General features: G+C 51.0%; 15 protein-coding genes and 1 rRNA gene. 3 read left to right on the plus strand and 13 right to left on the minus strand.

What is annotated here, in order from left to right:
- Positions 1–28: 28 nt before the first annotated feature.
- The 7 genes from ACTQ3A_RS11175 to ACTQ3A_RS11205 form a co-directional block, all read right to left on the minus strand.
- Complete coding sequence (locus ACTQ3A_RS11175) at positions 29–985, minus strand: ComEC/Rec2 family competence protein (RefSeq protein WP_441494875.1); 957 nt, start codon at positions 983–985, stop codon at positions 29–31.
- Entirely contained in the window at positions 982–1,725 is a 744-nt protein-coding gene (locus tag ACTQ3A_RS11180; RefSeq protein WP_441494876.1) for an IspD/TarI family cytidylyltransferase, read from the minus strand. The genes ACTQ3A_RS11175 and ACTQ3A_RS11180 overlap by 4 nt, the downstream gene beginning before the upstream one ends.
- Before the next feature lies 1 nt (position 1,726).
- Positions 1,727–2,818, minus strand: coding sequence for an NAD-dependent epimerase/dehydratase family protein (locus ACTQ3A_RS11185; RefSeq protein ID WP_441494877.1), 1,092 nt, complete (start codon positions 2,816–2,818; stop codon positions 1,727–1,729).
- Between the two features lie 55 nt (positions 2,819–2,873).
- Positions 2,874–5,921 (minus strand): YfhO family protein, encoded by a 3,048-nt coding sequence (locus ACTQ3A_RS11190; RefSeq protein ID WP_441494878.1) that lies wholly within the window; start codon positions 5,919–5,921, stop codon positions 2,874–2,876.
- Positions 5,922–5,950: 29 nt separating this feature from the next.
- Positions 5,951–7,705, minus strand: coding sequence for an S-layer homology domain-containing protein (locus tag ACTQ3A_RS11195; RefSeq protein ID WP_441494879.1), 1,755 nt, complete (start codon positions 7,703–7,705; stop codon positions 5,951–5,953).
- A gap of 496 nt (positions 7,706–8,201) precedes the next feature.
- Positions 8,202–8,897 carry a response regulator transcription factor gene (locus ACTQ3A_RS11200; protein WP_441494880.1) on the minus strand — a complete coding sequence of 232 codons (696 nt, stop codon included), beginning with the start codon at positions 8,895–8,897 and terminating at the stop codon, positions 8,202–8,204.
- A 263-nt stretch (positions 8,898–9,160) separates the two neighbouring features.
- On the minus strand, positions 9,161–10,630 hold the full coding sequence (locus ACTQ3A_RS11205) for a sugar transferase (protein WP_441494881.1): 1,470 nt from the start codon (positions 10,628–10,630) through the stop codon (positions 9,161–9,163).
- A 454-nt stretch (positions 10,631–11,084) separates the two neighbouring features.
- Between ACTQ3A_RS11205 and ACTQ3A_RS11210 the strand changes: the two genes are divergently transcribed.
- Positions 11,085–12,290, plus strand: coding sequence for a GGDEF domain-containing protein (locus tag ACTQ3A_RS11210; protein WP_441494882.1), 1,206 nt, complete (start codon positions 11,085–11,087; stop codon positions 12,288–12,290).
- A gap of 477 nt (positions 12,291–12,767) precedes the next feature.
- Entirely contained in the window at positions 12,768–13,640 is an 873-nt protein-coding gene (locus tag ACTQ3A_RS11215) for a nitroreductase family protein (RefSeq protein WP_441494883.1), read from the plus strand.
- Positions 13,641–13,917: 277 nt separating this feature from the next.
- Here the strand turns inward: ACTQ3A_RS11215 and ACTQ3A_RS11220 are convergent, their stop codons facing one another.
- The 5 genes from ACTQ3A_RS11220 to ACTQ3A_RS11240 all read right to left on the minus strand — a co-directional run bounded on the left by ACTQ3A_RS11220 (position 13,918) and on the right by ACTQ3A_RS11240 (position 21,864).
- A complete protein-coding gene (locus tag ACTQ3A_RS11220; RefSeq protein WP_441495325.1) occupies positions 13,918–15,324 on the minus strand; it encodes a GH25 family lysozyme in 1,407 nt (468 codons plus the stop codon).
- A gap of 59 nt (positions 15,325–15,383) precedes the next feature.
- The gene (locus ACTQ3A_RS11225; protein WP_441494885.1) at positions 15,384–17,306 is read right to left on the minus strand and encodes a phage tail tip lysozyme; all 1,923 of its coding nucleotides are present in this window, start codon (positions 17,304–17,306) and stop codon (positions 15,384–15,386) included.
- 212 nt (positions 17,307–17,518) lie between these two features.
- Positions 17,519–18,739 (minus strand): hypothetical protein, encoded by a 1,221-nt coding sequence (locus tag ACTQ3A_RS11230; RefSeq protein WP_441494886.1) that lies wholly within the window; start codon positions 18,737–18,739, stop codon positions 17,519–17,521.
- A gap of 118 nt (positions 18,740–18,857) precedes the next feature.
- Complete coding sequence (locus ACTQ3A_RS11235; RefSeq protein ID WP_441100530.1) at positions 18,858–20,282, minus strand: hypothetical protein; 1,425 nt, start codon at positions 20,280–20,282, stop codon at positions 18,858–18,860.
- 364 nt (positions 20,283–20,646) lie between these two features.
- Positions 20,647–21,864: a hypothetical protein gene (locus tag ACTQ3A_RS11240; RefSeq protein WP_441100529.1), complete on the minus strand. Its 1,218-nt coding sequence runs from the start codon at positions 21,862–21,864 to the stop codon at positions 20,647–20,649.
- Positions 21,865–22,969: 1,105 nt separating this feature from the next.
- Here ACTQ3A_RS11240 and ACTQ3A_RS11245 point away from each other — a divergent pair.
- The gene (locus ACTQ3A_RS11245; RefSeq protein ID WP_441495326.1) at positions 22,970–23,716 is read left to right on the plus strand and encodes a YoaK family protein; all 747 of its coding nucleotides are present in this window, start codon (positions 22,970–22,972) and stop codon (positions 23,714–23,716) included.
- A 355-nt stretch (positions 23,717–24,071) separates the two neighbouring features.
- Here the strand turns inward: ACTQ3A_RS11245 and ACTQ3A_RS11250 are convergent.
- Positions 24,072–24,161, minus strand: a 23S ribosomal RNA gene (locus ACTQ3A_RS11250); the annotation flags it as partial.

A 24,161-nucleotide genomic window follows, 5' to 3' on the forward strand; every position in this document is an offset into this window, starting at 1 on the left:
CTCACCATTCTGTCCTCATGCGTAACTGTTACTCAAGAACGATATGATTCGGCGCGGTGTGGAAGGAGTAGACGGTCACGCCCCTTTCCTCGAACCAGGATTTGAGCTGTGGGGCGTCGTAGGTTCCGGTCGTGTCATTGAGGATCTGATCGGGGCAGTCCATGAATGCCGCCTTCGGGTCGACGAGGTCGTAGAACCTGGTGTCCAGTCCCCAGTTTCCGTGGTGTCCGCATTCGACATAGTCGGATTTCAGATCACCGGAATAAGAGGAAATGATCTCATCCTCCATCTCCTTCTGCACGTCGGCGCAGAAGAGCATGGAGGTTTTTCTGCCGGAGATCCGGAACATCAGAGAACCGTCGTTCAGCAGATTGGCCTGCTGCTGTTCGGCTGCCTTGTCCCAGGCGTGCAGCACCTTCAAATGAAGTCCGATGAGGTCCAGCTCATCTCCCGCCTTCAGATAAGTGACGTTGTTCATTTTCTGCGTCAGTCGGTTGAAGGTGTACCAGGTGTCGATACCGTCGTAATCGTGTGCGGTCTCCTCGTACCGCTTCTGGTTGATCTTTGTCGTGTAGATCTGGCCGATCGTGACGTTTGTGTCCGGATAGGTGGCCAGGATAGCGTTGAAGGCTCCCGCGTGATCCGGATGAGCGTGGGTGATGATCCACGCGTCCGCATGATAGTTGTGCTGTTTCAGGATGTTCAGCACCTGCTGTGCATCGGAGTCATAGCCGCCGTCTACGATGACGAGATGGTTGTTCTGATCGGTAATGGTGTAGAAGGTCCCCTGGTTTCCGTTTGCCGGCGCGTAGGAGGTCACGGTCCACCTGTTTCCCGCGTGGCGGGTATGATACAGGGTAAGGCCGAAGGCGGTCAGAATTATGCCGCACAGAAGGATGCAGGCGAGGATCTGTTTTCTCCTGACGGGGCGGTCTCCGGCTCTGCCCGGGGAAGCCTTGCGATTCCGGATTTTCGAGTCTGTCATTCGTACTCTCCTATCTGATTATTCTCCCTTGCGTCGTACAGTGCCCGGAAGATGTAGAAGTCGTCGGGTGTGGTGATCTTGATGTTGTCGCTTCTGCCGATGACGACGTGGAGCGGCTTTCCATACATCCGCATCATCGTACAGGAGTCAATGACGTTGTCCTTTCCCTCTGCCAGACACTGGCGGTGGGCGGCGAGTATGTCCTTCAGATAGAAGCTTTGAGGCGCCTTGGCGAACCGGGAGCGTGAGCGGTCGGGAACCGCGTCTACCTTCTCGGTGTCGTCCACAAGAATGACGGTCTCCTTCGCGACGGTACAGGTGATGGCCGAGCCGAACTCACGGACGGCAGTGATGTTCCGGCTGATGGTGTCCGCGTCAATCAGCGGTCGTACGCCGTCGTGGATCAGAACGACGGTTCCGTCCGTTCCGAAGGCTTCTTCCGCCGCGCAGAGGCCGTTGTAGATGGAGAGCTGTCCGGTTTTTCCCCCGGGAACGACGCTCTTCACCTTGTCGAGCCGGTAGCGGTAGATCATGTCGTTCATATAGTCGATCCAGCCCTTGATGCAGACCACGACGATGCCGTCGATCTCCGGATGATTCTCAAACTGCTCGATGGTGTGTACGATGATCGGCTTGCCGTGAACGAGCAGAAACTGCTTGGGCTTGTCCTTTGTATGCATGCGTCTGCCGGAGCCGCCGGCGAAGATAACAGCAATGTTTTTTCCGCTTCCTTCTTTCATGTCAAAGTCCTCTCTCGTCCATATCGCGGATCAGTCTTCGGTAGGCGTCCTCGAGTCCGATCTCCGGTTTCCAGCCGAGGGAACGGAGCTTTTCGGAGGACAGGCGCATCTTCACATCCTGAGCGTATCCGTAGACATTTTCCTTCGGGATGTCGAAAACGACGCCGGATTTGCCGCCGGAGATTTTCTCACAGACCATCTCTGCCATTTCGGCGATGGTCGTGTGCGCCGCTTCGTTTGCCACGTTGTAGGCTTGTCCGCTGCTGCCTTTCAGCAGGATAATAATCAGTGCCTCGATGGCATCGCTGAGGTAGCAGTAATTGCCGTCGGATTGTCCCTTTGTGTGCAGGACGATATCCTCTCCTCTTCGTATGCTTCTGGCGAACTGCGCGAACACGCGGTTCTCCGTCGGCAGTATGCCTGCGCCGAAGGTCTGAGCGAGCCTCGCGATCTTCACCGGCACCTGATATTCGGACAGATAGGCGACGCACATATTCTCGCAGAGCCGCTTGCTTTCCGGATAATTGCTCCGGACCTTCAGCGGGTCGATGTATCCGAGGTCGTTCTCCGTCACGGGATCTGTGCTGCAGGTGCCGTACATCTCCATCGAGGAGAGATAGACCACCGAGCGGCATTTCTTTCTGGCGGCGAGCCGGAGAATTGTACGGGTTCCGAGAATGGCCGCGTCCAGTGTCTCCGCGGGCTTTGTGACCATCAGCCTTGAGGCGGTGATTCCGGCGGTGTGGAAGATGTAATCGACATCGCGTCCGGCGCAGATTTCCTCTGCGGACGCCTCGGTCAGGCTGCAGATCTCAAAGGTAAGGCATCTGACCGTGATTTGCCGGAGTGCCGGGCTTCCGTTTCGGAGATCGCCGAAAATCTGATCCGCCTTTTCGCGGTTCCGGATCAGCGCGACGATCTGTATGCCGAGTCCACGGACCGCGTTCAGGTACAGAAACGTCCGGACCAGATTCGATCCGACAAGCCCGGTGGCGCCGGTGATCAGGACGGTGCTGTCCTTCAGGGCCGCGTAATCAATGGCATTGCTTTCGGAGATCCGCTGCAGATCTTCTATATATACAGAGCTGAACATTGCAGGTCCTCACTTTCTTCATACAGTTCAAGATACTGATCAAGCGATCATGTATTCATACCTTCTGTTTCTTCCGGAATACGACGATCAGGATCAGCAACGCGAAGATCGTGACGTACAGTCCCGGAAGGATTCCCGGTGTCAGATAATGCATGGTGATGTGATGGCTTCCCGAGTCCAGGCTGACAGCCGTAAAGGCAAGATCCGCCTTCTGCGCGCTGATCTCCTTCCCGTTGTCATAGATCGTCCATCCCGTCGAATACGGAACGGATGCGAACAGGTAGCCGTCCTCTTTCATGGACACATAGCAGGAACAGGAGTTCACCCCTGTCCTGGTGTTGGTCACGGAATCGTTCAGGGCATGAATGTTCCGGCCGATGCTTTCATCGCTTCGCTGCAGGAGATCCATGTCGTCAATCGTATAGGTGCCGGCTGTGTGGAAGCAGATCCGGATTTTGCTGAAGGCTCCGGTGAGTCTTCCGATGTTCAGGAGATAGTTTTTCTTGCCGGTGTATTTGGAGTTGTAGGTTGTGTAGCCGTTCAGCTCCGCGCCCCCTCCGTCGACGGGATCCTGATGGTACATCTCCTGCACGGTGATCCGGTAGCTCTCCATGCCGCCGTTCACAAAGCGCAGGTTCTTGAGATAGAGGTAAACCTCTCTGCTGTCGTCCTCCGCGGAGACGGGATTGTCCAGAATCAGGTCGACATAGGCGTCCGGTCTGTTTACCGAAACCATGTAGCTGACCTGTCCGGTGCTCTTCTGCATAACCTTTGTCAGTTCCACGCTGTCCCCGGTCTCGATGCTGTAATTCATGACGCCGGTGTCCAGCGTCAGCTGATCGGTGGAGATGGTGTTCTGCGAGACGGACGGGTCGGTCACGATTGCCTGCATCAGTGCCTGCTGACGCTCCAGGGGCGGGAGGGACTGATAAGCCTTCTCTGTGATGCCGTTCTGGAATACGTAGAACAGGGAGTTCTTTTCGGCTGGTGCGTAGGAATTGAATCTGGCGCCGGTTTTCTCCGGCGTATCGGAGAATCCGACCGGGAGCGTGTGTGTGCCGGAGCTGGTGAGGTAATGGTTTACGCCGAACAGTGCCAGAAGCTCGCTTCTCTGATTGAGTCCGGAGTAGGAGAAGGCCGACGGACTGCTGTCGAGGGCGATGCTGTCGTGGAAATCGTCGATGTTCTGGTTATAGACGGTTCCGGAGAAATCTGTGCCGCTCACCCCGTAGAGCCACTGGGTATTCCCAAGGCGGCTCGTCCCGTCGGTGTTGAATCTGGTGCCGTCCGAGAAATCGAGGCTGTCGAGCACGGAGAGACCGCTCTCGTGCGTCACCCGGCTATACGCCTCACCGCTTGTCACCTGGTTTGCGAAGATGTTCTCCCTCCGGATCGACATGCTGCTCATAATTACGGAGGACAGGCAGACCATGACAATCGAAAGAACAGCGGTTGTCCGCTGCCCTGAGGGATGATAGGACGGCTGTCTGTTCATGGCCGCGTTTCTGGCGGCCTTCGCGACCGCGGCGGCTGTCTTGAGACGGTCTGTCGGAGAATATTCCGTCAGCTGCGACTGCGGCGCGGACTTCTTCTTCTGCTCCCGCTGTACCCTAAGACTGTGGTTGACGCATACGGCGGTCATGACCACGAGAATCACAGAGACCCACAGCATGACGAGATAATCCTGTGAGAACATAAGAAAGCCCGTGGCGATGTATACGGCCGACATGCCTGCGAGTCCGATGCACTGTTTCCGGTTCATCCGCGGAATTTCCGGAACCGCTGCCGTCGTGATCAGCGCGGTCACCAGCGTGTAGGCCCAGATCCACCTCGCGGTCGTGTACTGAAAATCTCCGGCGGAGTGTCCGATGAACGGCACACAGAGGAAAATGGTCATCAGGAGAAACTCGGCCTTGATGAGCAGATACTTCTTCCGGCAGGTGAACAGCACGAACACACAGATCATCGTGAATATGCCGAATCCGAAGTAGCTGCTGCGGTCCGGAAGCCCCGCGCTCACCGTGAAGCCAAGGAAGCAGTTCCGGAAGAAGTCGCGCGCCGCCGTTGAGGTCAGGAGGCCTCCCTGCAGATTGATCGTGGAAAGGCCTTCGCTGAAGCTGTTCCGCATATATGGAATCAGGCTGATTGCGGAAAGGGCAAGGGCAAGAAGTGTCTCCAGGATGAAGCGGAGATAGAGGCCGGCGATGAAGCGTCCTCTGCCCTTTTCCGGCATGATGATCCGGAATTCCGAGCTGACCGATGTCTGCGCCGGCCTGTCGGCGCTGTCTCTGGCTGCCGATCTCCTGGCTACGTACATGGCGTAGTGCTGTGCGCGGGTGTCTGATCCCTTCTTGACCGGATCGAGTCTTGAGATGATCCGGTTCTGCTCAATGTCCTTCCGTTTCTTCCGGTTTCGCAGTCCGATCACCTCGCCGGTCAGCCGGAGCGTGTAGGACAGAAGGATCAGGACCAGCATAATGCATGCGGTGGAGAAACGCTGTGCGAAGCTGAACGCCAGGATGATCACATAAAGTCTGGATTTTCTTTTTTCGTAGAGGTGATCCGCTCCGATCATCAGAAGCGGAAACAGAATCAGCGGATTGATCAGCGTGGATTGTCCGAATGCCGCATAGGATACCGCAGAAAAAACATAGACAAGAGCTCCGGCGAGGACTGCCGCCGAAGAAGCTCCGCCCTCCCGGAATCTGTGAAAGGCATAACGGCTGAATGCCATGCCCGCGGTGTACAGTTTCAGAACGATCATGATCTCATAGCCGTATTCTGCGTACCGCGAGGGAAAGAATACGGAGATCCAGCAGAACGGATCCCAGAAGCAGAACGCGAAGGTCGTGGGTATATCCGCCCCGTATCCGATAGAAGGGTCCCACAGCGGGATCTGCAGGCTTCTGTTCCGGATCAGGCCGCGCAGAATCGAACGGGCCCACCGTCCGAGATAGAGAAAGCTCATATAGTACTGATTCAGGCCGTCGGGGATCCGCAGAAAGCTTTTGTGATGAAGAATCAGGTAAATACCGAAGCATGCCAGAAACAGCACAGCAAACAGTATTGTATAAATCAGGTCATATTTCTTTTTATCAGTCATTTTTCTTCAATCCTTAGAGACAGATCCCTTTATGCGCCGACATTGGAAGGATAGCCCAGGCTGCTGAATGCGATTACCGCCGGCTGCTTTGAAAGCGCATTCCCCCTTCCGGGGACATTATAGATATAGAGCTGCTTCTGGCGGAACAGGAGGACGCTGTCATAATTGGTCAGATCCAGAGTCTGTCCGCCGACATTCATGCGGAAGCCGCTGTTCACCGCGCTCTTCTGGCCGGTCTGCTCGGCGCCGGTGTGAACATAGGCGTCCCCGGGAACGTTCTCGAAGGTGTTGGTTCCGAAGCGGAGCTTTACGATACCGGCCTGGGTCGGATCGTCTGGATAGTACGCGCTGTACACGGCCGATGTCACATCCAGCATAGTCCAGCTTCCGTTGATCAGCACCTGGTTCCACTCATGGTCCATGGACGGACTGATGACGCTCTCGACCGGAATTCCGGCGATGCTGCACAGATCATAGGTAATTAGCGAGCACTCCCAGCAGATGCCGGTTTTCCGGATGATGGCGGACTCCAGGTCGTCTGTGGCGTCATACTTCCAATTGAGATCATTGAAAAACTGCAAAATGCTGATGATTTTTGAAAAATCATCCGGACACCGGCTGCTGTATTTTCTCTGGAAGGTTCCGTAAAAGTTCGGATAGGCACCGAGTACCGCTTTCGCCCAGGAAGCCTGGTCGAGGGTGCGGTCATAAGCCTTGCCCTGATATAGGACGGATTGCTCGTCGTAATATCCGTCTACATATACGAGGAACTGATATATTCTGCCGTTGTAGGTCGCCGTAATGCAGGAGGCTCCAGGCTTTAACGCGGTCACGGTCGCGGCATCTCCCGAGGACGACAGGCGGACGGAGCCACTGACGTATTTCCGCGCGCTCAACCCGTCAATCGAAATCTTATGATAGGAAAAAATATCATCGGACAGCTGGTTTTCTGCCCCGTCGTTCTCGGAAGTGGCGATTGCCCATTTCACAGCCTTTGCGTCACCTTCGGGAACACCGTTCAGATAGATGTTTGCCTGCGGGTTTGTGTCAAGGTTGAGACTGGTGTACTCACTGGATACCTTGATAGCCGGTGCGTCGGACGCGCTCTGGTGTAATTCCCCGGCAGCGGTCTCCTTGTTGAGCATCCGGTAGATGAAGGTAACAATCTGAAGACGGGTGCAATTCTGGTTCGGACTGAAGGAATTGGAAGAGGTTCCCGCGGTGATTCCGTTCGATACCGCCCAGCTGACAGCGCCGGCATAGTACTCGGAGACCGGGACATCCCGGAAGACCTTGGACGCCTTTGATCCGGAATCCGGGGAACCGGCGCATCTCCACAGAAACGTGATGGCCTGCGCTCTGGTGCAGATCTTCTCCGGAGAGAAGGTCCGATAGCCCGTCCCGCTGGTGATGCCATAGCGCACCGCCCAGTTTACCGGATCATAATAGTATATGCCTGCAGGAACATCCCGGAAGTCCGCCGCAGCATTCGAGTTTTCCGTTGCGGAAAGCGCAGCTCCGTTTACCCTGTTCTTGTAGGTCCGGCAGAGGAAGGTCACGATCTGCGCTCTGGTGCAGCTTCCGGATGGGGAGAAGGTGTTCTTTCCGGTTCCCACGGTGATCCCGTTCTCGACCGCCCATTCTACAATTCCCGCTGAGGCGCCGCTCACGTCCCGGAATCCGGGGGAGGCATAAGCCGAGTGCGCCGTGAACAGAAGGCAGACCAGAACCGGCACCAGAAGCATGATCTTTCTGAAAGGTTTAAGTAATCCATTTTTCTTCATTGTTATCCCCTGCAGGATTGCGGGAGCGCAAAGCAAGGTGCAATCCGTAGTTCTATAGTTTGAGGCACGATATATAGTATCTGCCGTATGGCGTTTTACACGATGATTATAACTGTCCATACAGGGAAATTACAATGTCTTTTTTGACATAGCGGCTGTATCCGGCTTTCCCGTTCAGATTCCGCCTCATAATCGACCGCCCTCGTCTTCGTCTGGATTTTTCCCGCTAAGGGGCGGATTCCCGACTTTCACCGGCAAGAAACGTGCGCCGCCGGGCGTACACGAGCACCGGTGGGCACACATAAAAGTAGCCTGCCGGATTTGAAGAATGCCGGCAGGCGTGACATGATGATATCTGAATGACTGCACCCGGAGGAATGTGCTCCCGGCCTGATTGGCTCCAGCCGTAGGAATGTGCTCCCGGCCTGATTGGCTCCAGACGGAGGAATGTGCTTCCGGGCTGATTGGCTCCACTCCGAAGATTCTGCTCCCGGAGTCATTTCGTACTGAAATAATAACCGACTCCCCATTTGGTGCGGATCATCTGCGGATGCGAGGGATCGGTTTCGATCTTGTTCCTGAGCCGCCGGATATGCACGTCCAGCGTCTTCTCGTCTCCGCTGAATTCTGTTCCCCATATCTTGAAGATCAGGGCGTTTCGCGTGAAGATCTTGCCGGGCCGGGAGGCAAGCTCCTTCAAAAGCTGATATTCCTTTACGGTGAGGTCGATCTTTCTGTGGTCTACTGTCGCCGTCCGGCTGTCCTTATCCAGGGTCAGTCTGCCGGCCACGATTATGCGGTCGGACTCGGGACGGTTCCCGGCATCCTTCCGGTACCGCTTCAGTACCTTGCGGATGCGGATCTTGAGTTCTCTTGTATTGTACGGCTTCGATACATAATCATCCGCGCCGTAATCGAATCCCATGATCTTATCCATGGGTTTATTGCGCTCGGAAAGGATGATCACCGGTACGTCGGAAAATTCACGGATGCGTTCACACAGCTCAAAGTCAGCCATGCCCTTCAGAACCGCATCGGTAATTACAAGATCATACCAGTTTTTCTGCGCCAGCTCCAGCGCCTCCGCGCCGCTTGCAGCTACGGTCACCTGGTAGCCGTCCTGTTCCAGCGAACTTTTCAGACGGTTGATCAACAGACTGTTGTCATCAGCAGCCAGAATTTTCTGTGTCATTATTTACTTCTCTCCCCTTTTACAGCCGGATGAGATCATCCGGCTCTTTCATTTACGCGAACAGTGAGCCGCAGCCGAATGCGAAGTATTCGTGTGCGGCGAGCGTCGCGATAGCGAGATAAAACTCGCGCAGCGTGTTTTATCTCGTTATTACTCCCGTCTGATTATTTTAACTGTATCCTCGGGGAAGAAAGTAAATAATTCTTTACAAATATGTTACTGTTTATGTTAACCTACCTGAAACTGGATCATAGCTGAACAGTTCACTGTGCTCCCTTGTGCCGAAAGACCTGCACAACGGTTTTTAGAAGAATTTTCAGGTCAAGAGACAAACTCCAGTTGTCAATATACTCGCAGTCGAGCCTTACGACTTCTTCAAAATCCCTGATCTCTGACCGGCCGCTGACCTGCCACATGCCTGTGATTCCCGGTTTCATGCTGAGACGGCGTTTGTGGTAGCTGTCGTACTGGTGGAATTCATCGGGTGTCGGCGGCCTTGTTCCGACCAGAGACATATCGCCCTTCAGAACGTTCACAAACTGAGGGAATTCATCGATGCTGTATTTCCGGATAAAGTGCCCCACGCGGGTGATGCGTGGATCATCCCTGATCTTGAACATCTTCCCGCCTTCCATCTCGTTCTGTTCCAGAAGCTCCCGCTTTCTTTCCTCAGCGTCCTGATACATCGAACGGAATTTATACATGCGGAAGGTGCGTCCGTTTTTGCCGATCCGCTCCTGCGCGAAGATCACAGGACCGCTGGATTCCAGTTTTATCGCGGTTCCGAAGATGAGATAGAAAATGCCGGCGAAGACACAGCCGATCAGGGAACCGAGAATGTCGAAGAACCGCTTCAGGAATACATAGCGCAGCCGCATCTGCGGTTCCTCCAGAATGAAGAAGGGAACGCTTCCGATATAGGTCAGCCGTTTATCCAGCCGGGGCGTATATCGATGCTCGGTGATGCTGATTTTCTCCATGGCATGTTCGACCTGCGGGATATTCATCTGCACATCGATGCCCATCTGGACGCATTCCGAGATGGCTGGCATGGAAGCATCGAGCTGTCCGGAATCTCCGACAACGAACAGCTCGTCGATGGCATTGATCCGGATCCAGGAAGTCAGATCTCCGGAACTTCCGACGACCGGGACGTGATCGATTTCTCTCGGCCTCGGCTCCCCGGATTTTCCCTCGTCGAATAAAATCAGGCCCACCAACTTCACGGACCAGTCCTTCTTCAGAAGAGCTGTGATCTCCGGTGCCCTCTCACAGGAGGTCATAATTGCGGCGAACGTGGCGCTTTTGGTCTTGTAAAACGCCTGTCTGAGCGATTTCTGCGAGAAGTAAAGAGAAAAGGTCAGAAGCACAAAGTAAAAGGCAATGGTGAAGATGAACAGATACCTGGATTGTGTCACCGCGTTTTTCTCGATCAGGAGCATGACTGCCCATGCGCCCGCGAGCACGACTGAGGAGCGGAAGCTTTTGCGCAGGCAGAAACGAAAGGTAGGTTTCCGGATCGAATATTGTTCGTCGTGAAGGGTGACGAGCATCATGAAAAAGCCTGCGATCAGATACGGCAGAACGATCTCCGTGAACAGATTCTGTGCCAGAAATGCTCGGACAAACTTTCCCCATAGATAAAGGATGGCAAAGGAACAGATGCCGCTGATCATCAGGGACAGAAAATGAATGGTGACCGAAATTAAGAATTCAAGCTTGCGACGTCTCATACTATTCTACCAATTCCATAATTATATCAATTACTGTATAAGTTCTTCGAAAACGCAGACAGGATCGTCACGCGCGAAGCGTGTGTAAGAGACGATATATGTGCAGGAAACGGAATCCTTACCAACGGGATCGTCACGCGCGAAGCGTGTGTAAGAGACTGTATGCGATTTCGAAGGCAACAGGTTCTTGCGGCGAAAAGGTTCCGCATAACCGATTGCGTCAGAATCAGGTACATCTTAACACCCGCATTTTGCCGCGTCAATTTTTTCACGATTGGCGCATATAAAGTCCGCATAGTCGTATTACACATATATGTAATTTGCACAGATTTATTTTGCCAAATACCATTGAAGTTGTTGAAGATGTTGATATAATTAAAGCATTAGAAAACAAATACGTTTCACTACTCTTGAAAAGACATGTTGCAAACAATATGACGAACGGAGAATTCCATTGAAGAAATTTATCCATGTGCGAGAGCGTATTTCTCTGAACTGTAAAAAGTGGACCTGCAAAGTCCGGAAGACCGTGTTTTCTCCTGTACTGGAGAATAACACGGCAATCCTCAATTATAAAAACTGTGTATCGACGAGATTCCTGCTTGTATTTCTGCTGCTTCTGTTTCTGATGGATCTGATCTGCCAGGTACTGTTTTTTCGCTTTGCCGAATTTGGATACTGCTTCTATATGTTGATGGGCATTGGATTTATGGCACTGATTTATTACGCGTTTGTCCGTGAATCTGGGAATGCGTTTCCCCAGAAACCAGCAAGTGAGGATGAATCAGCTGCTGAAAACAGTGCCACTCGTCAGACGCATCTGCCAACGATCATTCTTTATATCTTTGAAATACTGATTCTGTTATTTACTGCATTCCTTCATACCGCATTAAATCCGGGTGATATTCCGATCATCTTCCTGGTTCTGCTGATCATCCTCCCGATGCTGATCTTTGATCAGATCTGGCGGGTATATCTGATGATTCTCTTCGTATCCGCAGTATACCTGATTCCTGTGCGTTTTATACTATCCGCCGGAACTTATGGCCCGATTCTGATCTATGTCCTGATGGACGACGTCATTTCACTGACCTGGAGCGGCATCATGATTAACGCTAGAACCATTTCTCTTCAGACAAACGGAATTACAGAGACGTACGCCTCGCATGACTGCCTGACCGGAATCCTGAACCGCCGCGGCGGCGACGCGCTGATCACGAGCTGTATCAAAAACGGTGTGCCGGGCGCGTTTATCATCTTTGATATCGACAATTTCAAGCACATCAACGATACCTACGGGCATCAGAGGGGCGATGAAATCCTGAAAGCCGTTGCCTCCTGCCTTTCGGATTCCTTCCGGAAGGAAGACATTGTGACCCGTATGGGAGGCGATGAATTTCTGGTGTATGCGATCCGGATGGTTGACCGGAAGTTTGTGGAGAGCAAGCTCGCGGATGTGGAAAATAATCTGCACACAATTGTGATTGACGCACAGAACGGAGATCATGTAACTGCCAGCATCGGCTGTGCCATCAATGATGGAACCTATATCGACTACTCTGCGCTGTTCCGGACGGCGGACCACATGCTCTACACGGTCAAGCAGACCGGGAAGGATTCCTTTGCCGTAAAAGACGCGTCGTTCCGGAATCAGCCATGATGTTTGATTTCCGAATTATTCTGTCTTTGTATTATATGCTTTAGCATTGTATCTTTTTAGTATTATATAACCTTAGTATTGTATGTTCTTGGCATTGTATGGTTTTAGAATTGCATTGTTTTAGTATTGTATCGCTTTCGTATGATTTTGTTTTTGTAGTTTAACTTCAATTTATTATATCTGACAATTACCGTTAATTATGCTTCATTCATACGATTCACAAACTATTTTCTGCTCTTGCATTCACGAATCTGCCAATTTATAATAAAAACACACGTTGAATCGTCGATACGAAGCCTATACGGAAAATACCATTCTGTAACCGGAAGCATATGCTGCAGATTGGCACGCACACATCAAACCATAGCGCATGCTGCAAACAGATGCGTGTTCTTCAAATGGCAGCGTACACTGTAAACAGCAGCACACTTCCGATCTTAGACTGCGTATCACCAGGATCAGGATATGGAGGCACTAATGGATGACAAACAATTAATTGAAGACCGGCAGTCCGTGCGTGAGTTTAAGAAAAGAACCATTCCGGATGAGGACCTGAATGAGATCCGGAATTTCTTTACAGAGACCAGAAAACTGGTTCCGGATATCCGGACAGAACTGAAGATTTACAATGACAGTGATATGAAGAACCGCCTGGAGGGTGTGGCAGGTTACCGCGGCCTTGCATTCGGCGCTCCGGTCTACCTCGTTGTATTTTCCGAGGATAAGGACGATGATCTCCTGAATGCCGGATATATCGGCGAGCAGCTCTGCCTGAAGCTCACCGATATGGAGATTGATCATTGCTGGCTTACGGTACATGATATCAAAGCCACAAAGCGGGCGCTTCTGGCGGACACCGAGATGAACCCGGCCGTGATTCTTGCTGCCGGCTATGGAAAGGCTGTTTCCGCGAAACCGCGTCTGGATATTGAGACCCCGTCGAATCTTAAGTACAACAAGCGCGCGGAGCATATCGCGCCCAAGATCGCGCAGGATGATATGGTATATTCCGGTTCATGGGGAACGCCAATGGACTGGAGTGAGAATGCGGTGGATCCGCTTCTGGATGAGGCTCTGTATGCTGCGAGTCTCGCTCCGAGCTTTCTGAACCGGCAGCCGTACCGCTATATCGTGCATGGAAGCTATGTTGTTCTCTGCGTAAAGCAGGAGGAAATCACAACCGCTGCAGACACCGCCCTTGACATTGGCGCGACCATGTACAATTTTGACACCATTTACGCACATCGGAATACCGGAAGGAATAAATGGATTATCGGAACACCCGACGACGCGGAGAGCCTGCATGTGCCGGAGGATTACACAATTGTCGCTTACTATCCGATTGTCTGATATCTGATCGTTTAATCTGTGATCGTTTATGCGCCCGAACAGTAATTCTTTCACCGGCGAGAAAGATGCGCCGCCTGGCGCACCAAAGAGAAGGACCGTGGTACCGGATGAATATTTCCGGTGCCACGGTCTTTCTCTTTTACTCTTTTTATCTGATTGTTGCCGGTTCTGCTTCTGGCGTATGATCGTTACCGGCTCTGTTTCTTGTAGTATATGATCATTTACGGCTGTGCTTCTGGATATGGTCGTTAGCGGCTCTGCTTCTGGTATAGGATCATTATTGGCTCTGTTTCTGGATCAGGTCAACTCCGCGGTTGCCTGCGCTGCTATCATTGCTGTTTCCCATTTCCGTTCCGCCGGAAGAATTCTCCAGTACGGCCTGCTGCAGAGCATCCAGAAGAAAGACCCCGTGACGCTCTACCAGATCACTTTTCGGAATCAGTTCGACATCCAGATCCACGGACCCGTTTATTCCGGGAACCGTACCGGAGTCGGTATACTGCCAGAAGCGGTACATATACGGTGTCTGCGGCGTCGTCATGTAGTCGGCGTACCAGACATCATAATTGCCGATCTTTGTCATATCATAGTGCGTTGCCTCCCAGAAGATATTGGAATACACGATCGGATTGTAACCCGCTGCCTTTACTCTCTCACAGAACGCAGATGTATCTGCCGTGTACTGTTCGGCAGACAGATCGTCATGCCGGGAGGTTCCGCTGCCGATCGTCTCGACATCCAGGACAATTCCGAGTTCCAGCGGCTCACCGTTCAATTTTTCTATGATATAGTCCGCCTCTTCTTCGGCTTCCTGTTCGCTGACCGCTCCCGAGAAAAAATACACACCGGCGTCTAGTCCGGCTGTTCTTGCCTCCTTCAGGTTTTCTGCCCAGCGTTCATCTTCGTAAATCGATCCGCTTTCGTATCCTCTGGTTCCGACCCGGATAAAGACAAAATCAAATCCGGCTGCCTTTACCTGCGCCCAGTCGATGTCGCCCTGATACTGTGAGATATCGATGCCGAGGCGTGAAGTGTAAGTATCATCCGAGTACATCATCCGCTGATCCTGACAGGAAAATCCGGACAACTGATATGGGGATTGTACACAAGTGAGATTGCGGTACATGGAATACGTATGTCCGTAAACGTCCTGAAAATAATACAGCTCCTCGCCGGTGGTATCCGGATCCGCGGATGCGGAGGAAGTGGATGAAACCGAATCAGACGAATCCCGGGAATGAGCAGAACCGGATGAGTTCGAGGAATCCGAGGAAACGGATGAAGACGAAGAATCTGAAGAAACCGAACGGGTCACTCCGGAAAGATCGAGCGGAAGACGGGAAGCATTTGTGTCGGTTTCCTTCTCACCGTTTACGCTGCCGCCGTGCGCTGTTCCCGCCTCATTTTCCGACCCGGCTGCATTCGCATGTGATGCGTCCGCAGCAGCCGGACTGGTGCGGGAGGCAGTGCACTGCCCGACCAGTGTAGTCCCAAGTGTAGTTCCAGAATTATTTCCCGATGAAGCCTGAGTTGCAGCTCCGGATGTACTCTGAGATTCAGTCCCTGATGTTGTCCCAGATGCAAGCTGGGATGAAGTCCCTGATGCATTCACGGATGTATTTCCTACTGCGCTTACCGGAAGGGGACCACCTGCAATCATTCCGATGAACAGAACCGCGGTCACAAAATTATGGATGATCTTCCTGCGCTTTTTCCCACAGAGGCGCGATACACTCCGCTCCGTTACATTTTGTGATAAACAGCGGTCCATGCAGCACCTGTCATTTTCTTTGTCTCAAGGTATCTGCAGTTGCTGATACCGGTGATGTCTGCCATCTTCTGATCCACTTCATTGTCCATGAAGATATAGCGATCGCTTCCCAGATATACAGCTGCTCCGGATTCCGGATTCCAGACGATATCTCCAACGGACAGTGACGCCTTCTTGGCTGCGATCTGAGCCTCAATGTTCTGATAGCTGTGCGTACACAGAACATGATCCATGGTGTCCTTTGTGAAGGCGGTGTCCACATCCTTCAGCTCTCCGATGCTCTTAAGCGTCTGGAACAGGAAGGTGTAGCTGTCTTCATCGGTCTTCTTGATCTGACGGATGTTGTCGCTGTACATGTACTGCTTATTGGAAAGCTGATCCACCATCTTCTGCGCAAACGCCGGAAGGCTGGCGTCCTTTGTCTTCAGCCGATATACCTTACGCTGTTTTGAGGTATCCAGCTCGCCGCTTCCAACCTCATCTGTCTGGTCTCCTGCTTTATTGCCAGAAGCCTTGTCCGCGTCCGTCTCCTTAGCCTGCCATACGAGATCAGCGGTCCGGTAAACCGCTGCCCCGGAATTGTCGGTATACAGGATGATGTCGCCGGCTTCCAGCTTTTCCGGATCCGTCTCTGCGTCGGATGCCTCCGCAAAGCCATGTTCCGTCAGCTCGGAGACGATGCTGTTCTGATCAAAAGGATTACGGTCACTCTCCGCCAGGAGATAACCGTTGTCATACAGCGCATAGAAAATCAGGGAATACGCATCCACGTCTGGATTATTGCGGCGGTTTACGGTGCTGTATCCGTGGGATTGATCTGCAGTATAGGCTGCGAGCCAGTCCATGTATGCCTTGACATCCTTGTTCTGCTCCAGAATGTAGCTCTGGTATCTCGGCCAGAAGACCTGCAGCGCATATGCGGTCCGCTCCGCGGCACGTGTCTCCGTGTATGCCGGACGCTCATAGTATGTGCAGAAAAAAGCAGCGGCAGCGCCCGCGCCCTCAGCTGTGTTCGGAAGTCCCTTCAGATACGCATAGACAGCGGGATAATTGGTTTCCAGGTCATATTTGAGATAATACATCTGGCCGTCAATGGTTGTGTAATCTCTTCCGTTGGCGCCGCACCAGTTCGCAAGGCTTGTAAAATTCCCTCCGGTCCACTGAGCGAGCCCGTAAGCAATGCCGTTTCCGCCAACTGCCTTATACTGGAACATGGTCTCCTGGTAAAAATTTGCGAGGAGTCCGGACGCTGCGGCATTGTTGAGACCGAGAACCTCTGTCAGATACGCGAAAGTCTCCTTCTCAGCAGCAGTCTGATCTACCGTACCCGCAACTCCTGCGGGAACGACCGGCTGTATGGACTGTTCATTCTGTGCAGCCCGCTCTGCTTCCTGCTCAGCCTGAGATCTCGTGGCATCACTGACTTCCGTAGACTTCTTGTCGGAATCGTCACTCTGATCTTTACCTGCGGCGTCCGCGTTTCCAGATGCAGCCTCCTTTGTGCTGTCCGTGCCGCCGGACGTATTCGTATTCGTATTGGAACCATTCTCCCCGGAAGTATTTGTGGCGGAATCATTCGAAGCGGCGGTGCCGGATCCGGCAGACGAAGAAGAAGTCGCGTTATCCCCGGACGCAGCGTTTTCCGGCGTTTCAACGGAGCCGGATGAGGTGTTTCCTGCGGAAGATGAGGAAACGGCTGCGCTGCTGTCCTGTGAGGAGGAAACCGATCCGGAAGTGGACGCGGAAGCATAATCTGCACCTGAGGATGCAGAAACCACTCCGGAAGCAGATGATACAGAGGTGACGTTTGAATTTTCTTCAGCATAGGCAGGCACTGTCTGAGATGCGATCATGCCCGCGGCTGTCAGAGCCAGTATAATTTTCTTATAGTGCATTTTTGTATAATCTCCTTTAAGCTCCTATTATAATACTATTCGTTCCGGTTCCACAACCGGACAATTCAATTTTTACCATACGTAAGCTGCTTTTTACGTTCGATCAATTGATTTTTTACATTCGACGGGCTGGTTTCCGTACATGACGAGCTCTGATATGCATTTGATCCGGTGATGAGCTGAATCGGTAAACTTCCATTCTTCCATTTAATTTATGAGAAAATCAGCTGATAGATCTGTCCCCATTCGTCGGCTGCCTCTTCGCTGCCCTCGTCTTCCGACCTGTCGATGAACATCGGAACATTCATCTGCAGAGAGCTGTTGACATTCTTGTCAAACGCTTCCTTCTGGTCTTCAGAGAGGATCTTTCCGTCCTCGATGATCAGGTCTGTGCCGCCTTTCAGAAGCGCCTTGAGATCCCAGTCATCATACGAGCCTGCGTCCGTTTTGTCAAATGCGGATGTCAGGTTTTCCTTCTGCAGCAGCTTTTCTGCGCCTTCTGACGCGAGAAAAACGTTTGTCGCAGGTTTACGGATGACTACCGCTTCCTTCCCGATTCCTGCCATAAGTTCCGCATCCTCGGGAGCTATAAGATACTTGACAACCGGATTCTCATACAGGTCCGACCCGGAGGACGAATCCCGCAGAATGACTTCCACAAGATCGACGCCTTGATCATACCGGAAAATACGGAAGAGGGAGGCATGCTGCGGCGAGATCTCGGACTGATATTCAAGTCCCGGAATCTGCGGCGCCGTATCATCAAGGGAATTGTACTGTGCAGATAGTCCGCTGCTCTCACTGCTGGAATCAGCGCTTCCGGCGTCCTTCACTCCGAAATACATGGTATAAGTGATCTCATACGGTGTGGACATTGCGGTCGTGCAGCCAATCACGGTATTGTTCTGATTCAGCGAAACCGGTATGCGGAATGCACCGCTTCCGCTGCTGCCATTGATCTTCAGTCCTTCTGCCCGTACATAGATGTAATGGGTGCTGCTGAACTTGATGTCCGCGTAGCTTCGGCCATTTTTCACTGTGATGCCGGTACAGCTGATCTCTACGCGTCCTGAGCCGCCGCTCCAGCTGAATGGATCCGGCGTATAATCACCGTCTGCCAGGTCTGTCTGGTTGTCAAATCCATTTTCTTCCGCGGCCTGTTCCACAGAGGAACTTTCAACCGAGATGCTGCTCACAGCGCCGCTGTCTGTGACGACATCTTCTATGGCGGATAATGAACCGGATCCAGACTGCGCAGCGGACGATGCTGCAGATTCAGACTTCGTAACGGTTGATGCGGTCTCCTGCGGCTCTAAAGATCCCGATGAGATCTTCCCGCCTGCGGCAGCGTGATTACCGCATGCCGCCAGCATGCTGGCGGATACTGCAAGACTGAAAATGATTGAGAGATACTTTGTTCGATTCCTGATCATGTAATTATGCCCCTTTCTTGCATTGAGCTTTATTATGACTGAGTGCTTTCGTTCATTTTAATAATCTTGTCTCAGTGCACTCATTATTCTCTTTCTTCTTATCGCTTCGACTTTCTTCTTATTCGTTTTTCTCTTTTCTCATTTTTCTTCTTTCTCGTTTTCTTCCATTTCGTTTTTCTCTTTTCTCGTTATCTTCCATTTCATTTTCTTTCATCGGTTCTTTCCCGATCCCAGAAGGATTTCTGCTTAACGCGGAATTTTTCCTCTCTGAAGGGAGTAATGCCCTCTCGACAATATGATCGCCGGCTGCATTCGCGGCGGCTGGGCTGTCCTTCTTCGTGCTCTTGTCTCCTGGAAGTGCGTTGTCCATCATCTGCGTCTCGTTCGCATAGGGAACCTGCATCTGATAACCGTCGATCAGACTTCCGATCGAGGCATTCAGAACACGGTCGATCTGATTCTGTGTGACGTTCTGAGCCTGATATTTCGTCGCCCCGGATTCAAAATTGATCAACAGATGATCTCCTGCGGAGTCAAGATCCTCGCTCATATTCGGGATACGCAGGCTTCGGACAAGGACCGGATTGCGGAACCAGCCGAGATACTTGTTGTAATGAATCCGGTAAATTCTGAGATAGGATGTGTTGTTGCGGCCGTAGGAGGATGACGTGATCACATACAGACGTCCTTTATGCTTCACAATCTGCGCTCCCTGGGTAAAATAGCTGAGGTAGAGCTTGTATGTCACGACCTTCCCGGTCTTCAGGCTGTAGACCGTCGCGTAGCTTCTCGGATAGAAACTGTTGGCATTGAAGCTCCCGACAAAGAGTGTGTTTTTATATATGAAGATAAATGACGGAATGGTATCACAGGACAAATACTTGACCAGAGGTACATAGACAGAATCTCTGTTCTGGTTGACATACTTCCGGAGATCACGCATGGAGATCTGCCATATGCGGTAGACACCGGTCGGGTTTTCCGGCTGATCCGATTTGTTCGTCCTGGGAACCCGCTCATCCTTGAGACTGGAGTCCGCGATATAGACACGGTTTGTTCTTGTACTGTAGGCGAGCGCGCCGACATGACAGCGGGTGCTCAGCGCAAGGGTCGTGAGGTATTTTCCGGTGTCCCGGTCCAGCACATAGATTACGGAGCTTGTCCATACCTTATCTGAAGAACTGTATGCGGAAATCAGGATATAGTTACCCGCTATGCAGATTCCCTGCGGCACCATGTAGGGAGTAGCCATTCCGGAGACGTTCGTCTGTCTGAGGCCGGGAATCACATAGGAATCGTTCTGATACAGGGATCTGCTGAAGAAGCGGAACTGAGACCAGCTGTTCGTGCTGTTGATCAGATTGTAATAATTGTCGTCGAAGGTACTTCCCGTGTACGTCATGACGTTCGGATCGGATTCCGGGTCGTCCGGATTGACCAGCGAAAGCGAGCTCTGATAGAATTTCCAGAGATCATCGGTCTCTGTTTCCTTCCATCTGACCTGCCCGCTGTAGGTTCCGATCGTATAGGATTTATGAAACATACATAGAAATGAGGTTCCGATCAGTGCGGAGAGAAAAAAGAAAAGAGTGATCCGTGCCGTGAACCGGAGCGTTTTCGCAGTATATCTGCATCCCCCGGGCGATTGATGCTCTGAGAATCCCGGGAATACAACATCTTCAGTTCTTCGTTCTTCCCTGTTCTGCACGGTTTCCAGTTACCTTTCTGATGTCCTTTTCCTATTATACAAAAAAAACGGATGACTGAACACCCGTTTTTTCTGATTCTTTGTGTGAACATCAATTTCTGATTTCTTATTCGATAGTCTGCTTTCCAGGCTTACAGCTTTGTCCTCGCTTTTTCTTTTTCGTATTTTTTTACTGCTATGCCTTCGCATTTTTCATTTTTCACTGTTGTGCCTTCGCCTTTTTCTTTGCGAGAGAGAGCCGCTCCCTCTCCTCTTCCTCCTCCTGCAGCTGCTTCCGGGTCTTATTCTTCTGAATAAAATAAGCAAGCTCGGAGTTCTTGATGGCAAGATTAGCCCGATAGGTGTCCAGCTCGTTCTTCAGATGCAGCCGGTTGTTGTAGCTTTCCATGACTCCGGTATCGTCCAGCATGTGATTCGAAGTCAGAAAAGCAAGACTCATAACCTTGCTTCCTGCCGGGAACGCAACGGTCACCTTGTCGTCGTTTTGACTGGTAATCTTTCCTTCCCCGAACTTTCTGTGAGAGACAGATGCTCCGATTATATCCGCGCTGCCTGCATTTCCGATTTGCTCCTGCAGCATCCGGATATGATCCTCAATGTAGGAAATCTCATTTTCGATTTCCTGCTTCTTCTCTTCCTTCTCCTGCTTTGTGCGGGATGCCTTGGTGCGGTGAACGAAGGGGTGATCCATATAGTAATCATAGGTGTCGGCGGTGTACATGATATCAAATGCAAGAATGTGGCATTCAGGGTCAATTTTCTCAAGCCCCGGCATATTGTACTCCTCTGCCTGACTCACCAGCTCTTTTTGAACAATTTCGAGAAGCTCCGGACGGGTGCGGATCACTTCGGCAAGCTCACGGCACATCCGATAGTAGGCATCCAGACGAAAGGCCTTCCCGCTGCTGAAGTTCTCGGAAAATTCGACAGAATCGGCAAAATTCGATGCTGTCGTCGGTTTGTAGATGAAGTCCTTCTGCGGGAAGATCAGTCCGAGGTAAGAAAGCGCGGAACGTGAATTCTGAAGATAACCTTTACCGTTTGACCGGCTTTCCAGGAGACTGTTAATCTTGTGGATAAAGGTAAAGGTGTGTTCTCCTCGTGCTTTATCATCCTCTCCCGTCTCCTCCGTGAGGATCCGGAAGGCCTCACGGACTGCCTCCTGATGATTGCTGCGCTCATCACAGAGCATCATGATGCCGTTGTTCGGCCACCAGAAGCTGCTGGAGATGAGGTTGCCACTGTCCTTGAAACAGGACTGGAACATCCCGGCAAAATCCGCATTCTCCAGATTCCAGTATTTTCTGCACTTCCACGCAGAGCGCCACTTGAAGAGTTCGTCATGTTCTTTCCCGGCTGTTTTGTCAAACTTGTCAATATAGAAATTGATGATTTCATTTGTTTTGTCAATGTTCATATGAACTTCCTCTCATTTAAAGACATAGCCCAAGTAGCCCTTGCACATTTCACATATTTATAATTTTAGCACACTTCATTCGGAAAGATAAATAAAAATCCGAAGTTTCGACAGATATTTTGATCATTAATACTGAAAACAGCCTTGTCCAAAAACCGCGCAGCATAAACCACATCCTCTTCCTGTCATGTCCTCTGAAATTATTTCAATAGTACATCAGCACCTGTTCTCATTAATCTTTCAGGCGGCATGTCTGATCAGGTTCATTGCGATTTCAAGCTCATTCAAACATATATATTTAGATATCAGGCTGTTTTCGTAAAAGTTTTCGGAATTATTTTGATAGAATTGCTTGCAATGAAGCCCGGCTGTTGTTATAATCACACCAAATCAAGGCAAAGTTTTTCACCTTGGTTCAGGATGATTACCTCATCTTGATCATCTCCCCCATTTAAGGAGCCTCTGTCTGAGATCAACAGGCAGCGGATCTTTTTTGTATATTCTCGTGTATGCATTCAATTAATCTATATACATTCTATATTTCATTTTATTTTCAGATTAATACTTGACAAATAGGCATTACGTCTGTATTATATAGTTAACAGCAAAAAGAAACAAAAGAAACGGAGGAGCAGTCCATTGCACATCTGATCAAGACCTAAGTAACCATCCGATAAATAAAAGAAAAGGAGGTTAAAGCATAATGATAAAGAAAGTAGAGACGATAAGGGCAGTTCATTAAAAGAGGATGTTGATGACGAGAAAATCAACATCCTCTTTTTATTTACGCGAACAGTGAGCCGCAGCCGAATGCGAAGTATTCGTGTGCGGCGAGCGTCGCGATAGCGAGATAAAACTCGCGCAGCGTGTTTTATCTCGTTACTGTCTTTTTCTGCTTGTTTCTGTTTTGCACTCTTTTGTCCTGCAAGGTTGTTTTTTTCTTCTGATGAACTATAATACATAACTATGTGCGGCTTTTTCGTATTCGGCTGCATCAGATCAGGCGTTTTCTTGATCGCTTAATAATCATATCGACCTGTTAATAAAGGAAGGATTTTATTTGGAACAGCCTGTAACGTATCACAAGAAAAGAAAACACATTCAGATGTCTGAATCAAATGCGGTGATGATTGTGCTCACTGCCTCAGGAGGGCTGCAGGACGCTTACTCCTATTTCGTGCGAGGCAGGGTTTTCGCGAATGCGCAGACCGGAAATCTGGTTCTCATGGCACAGCATTTTTTCACAGGAGACGTGACCGGAGCTCTGCACTATCTGATCCCGCTGACTGCATTTGCACTCGGCGTTCTTGTTGCCGAGCAGATCCGCGCAAGAATCCGGTCAGACGGGATGATTCACTGGAGACAGGTTATCGTCCTTATCCAGATCCTGATGCTCCTCGTGGTTGGTTTTCTGCCGATCAATGATATCGTCAACGTCTTTGCCAATGCCCTGACTTCTATGGCCTGCGCAATGCAGGTTCAGGCATTTCGGAAGGTTAACGGTTACGCATACGCCAGCACAATGTGCATTGGAAATCTTCGAAGCGGGATGGACGCACTGAGTGCCTACCTTCGTACAAAGGATAGAAAGCATCTCAGAAGATGCAGGCAGTATTTTCTGGTTATCCTTGTCTTTGTTCTGGGAGCAGGTGTCGGAGGTTTTCTTGCCTCCCGTGTCGGAGCCGGAACTGCACCGACAGGCAGACAGATCATATGGATCTCCTGTGCACTGCTCGCGGTGAGCTTTGTTCTGATGCTCGTCCGTGAGGAAGAAAAAATAGAAAAAGTCACTGATCAGGATGAACTCCGGGCAATCAGCGACTTAAAGGAAAAATTCAAAAAAAATTTGTGAGATGAATATTGAATAAGTTGAACGCTGCTGTACACCGGATGAATCCGGCTTACGGCGGTGTTTTTTTCGTGGTGTCTTTATCAATCTTACGGCGGTGTATTTTTCGTAGTGCCTTTATCTATGAAGTCGGGCCTCTTGGAATGCTGGGACAGTCTGCTGCAGCAACTCCATCCTGATAAAAAATAAAAACGCCGCCACATGCGAAATGTGTGGTTCGGTCTGGGCTAAAGCCTATAACAAAAAAGCCTGCCGAAGCAGACTTTCATAAGATCAACACATACCTTCAAAACTGAACACACAAACTCTTCCCGGGAATCCGTCTCCGGATGCCCTTCTTCCGTTCCAACTTATGCTTCAGGTCAAACCCTCGACCGATTAGTAACAGTCAGCTCCATGCCTTACGGCACTTCCACCTCTGCCCTATCAACCTTATCGTCTTTAAGGG

It is taken from the genome of Bilifractor sp. LCP21S3_F8 (assembly GCF_052117805.1).
Lineage (GTDB): Bacteria > Bacillota > Clostridia > Lachnospirales > Lachnospiraceae > Bilifractor.

Bases quoted from the DNA above. Each gene is read 5' to 3' on its own strand.
- ACTQ3A_RS11175 (WP_441494875.1), bottom strand. From the start codon at position 985: ATGACAGACTCGAAAATCCGGAATCGCAAGGCTTCCCCGGGCAGAGCC.
- ACTQ3A_RS11180 (WP_441494876.1), bottom strand. From the start codon at position 1,725: ATGAAAGAAGGAAGCGGAAAAAACATTGCTGTTATCTTCGCCGGCGGC.
- ACTQ3A_RS11185 (WP_441494877.1), bottom strand. From the start codon at position 2,818: ATGTTCAGCTCTGTATATATAGAAGATCTGCAGCGGATCTCCGAAAGC.
- ACTQ3A_RS11190 (WP_441494878.1), bottom strand. From the start codon at position 5,921: ATGACTGATAAAAAGAAATATGACCTGATTTATACAATACTGTTTGCT.
- ACTQ3A_RS11195 (WP_441494879.1), bottom strand. From the start codon at position 7,705: ATGAAGAAAAATGGATTACTTAAACCTTTCAGAAAGATCATGCTTCTG.
- ACTQ3A_RS11200 (WP_441494880.1), bottom strand. From the start codon at position 8,897: ATGACACAGAAAATTCTGGCTGCTGATGACAACAGTCTGTTGATCAAC.
- ACTQ3A_RS11205 (WP_441494881.1), bottom strand. From the start codon at position 10,630: ATGAGACGTCGCAAGCTTGAATTCTTAATTTCGGTCACCATTCATTTT.
- ACTQ3A_RS11215 (WP_441494883.1), top strand. From the start codon at position 12,768: ATGGATGACAAACAATTAATTGAAGACCGGCAGTCCGTGCGTGAGTTT.
- ACTQ3A_RS11225 (WP_441494885.1), bottom strand. From the start codon at position 17,306: ATGCACTATAAGAAAATTATACTGGCTCTGACAGCCGCGGGCATGATC.
- ACTQ3A_RS11230 (WP_441494886.1), bottom strand. From the start codon at position 18,739: ATGATCAGGAATCGAACAAAGTATCTCTCAATCATTTTCAGTCTTGCA.
- ACTQ3A_RS11235 (WP_441100530.1), bottom strand. From the start codon at position 20,282: ATGTTTCATAAATCCTATACGATCGGAACCTACAGCGGGCAGGTCAGA.
- ACTQ3A_RS11240 (WP_441100529.1), bottom strand. From the start codon at position 21,864: ATGAACATTGACAAAACAAATGAAATCATCAATTTCTATATTGACAAG.
- ACTQ3A_RS11245 (WP_441495326.1), top strand. From the start codon at position 22,970: ATGTCTGAATCAAATGCGGTGATGATTGTGCTCACTGCCTCAGGAGGG.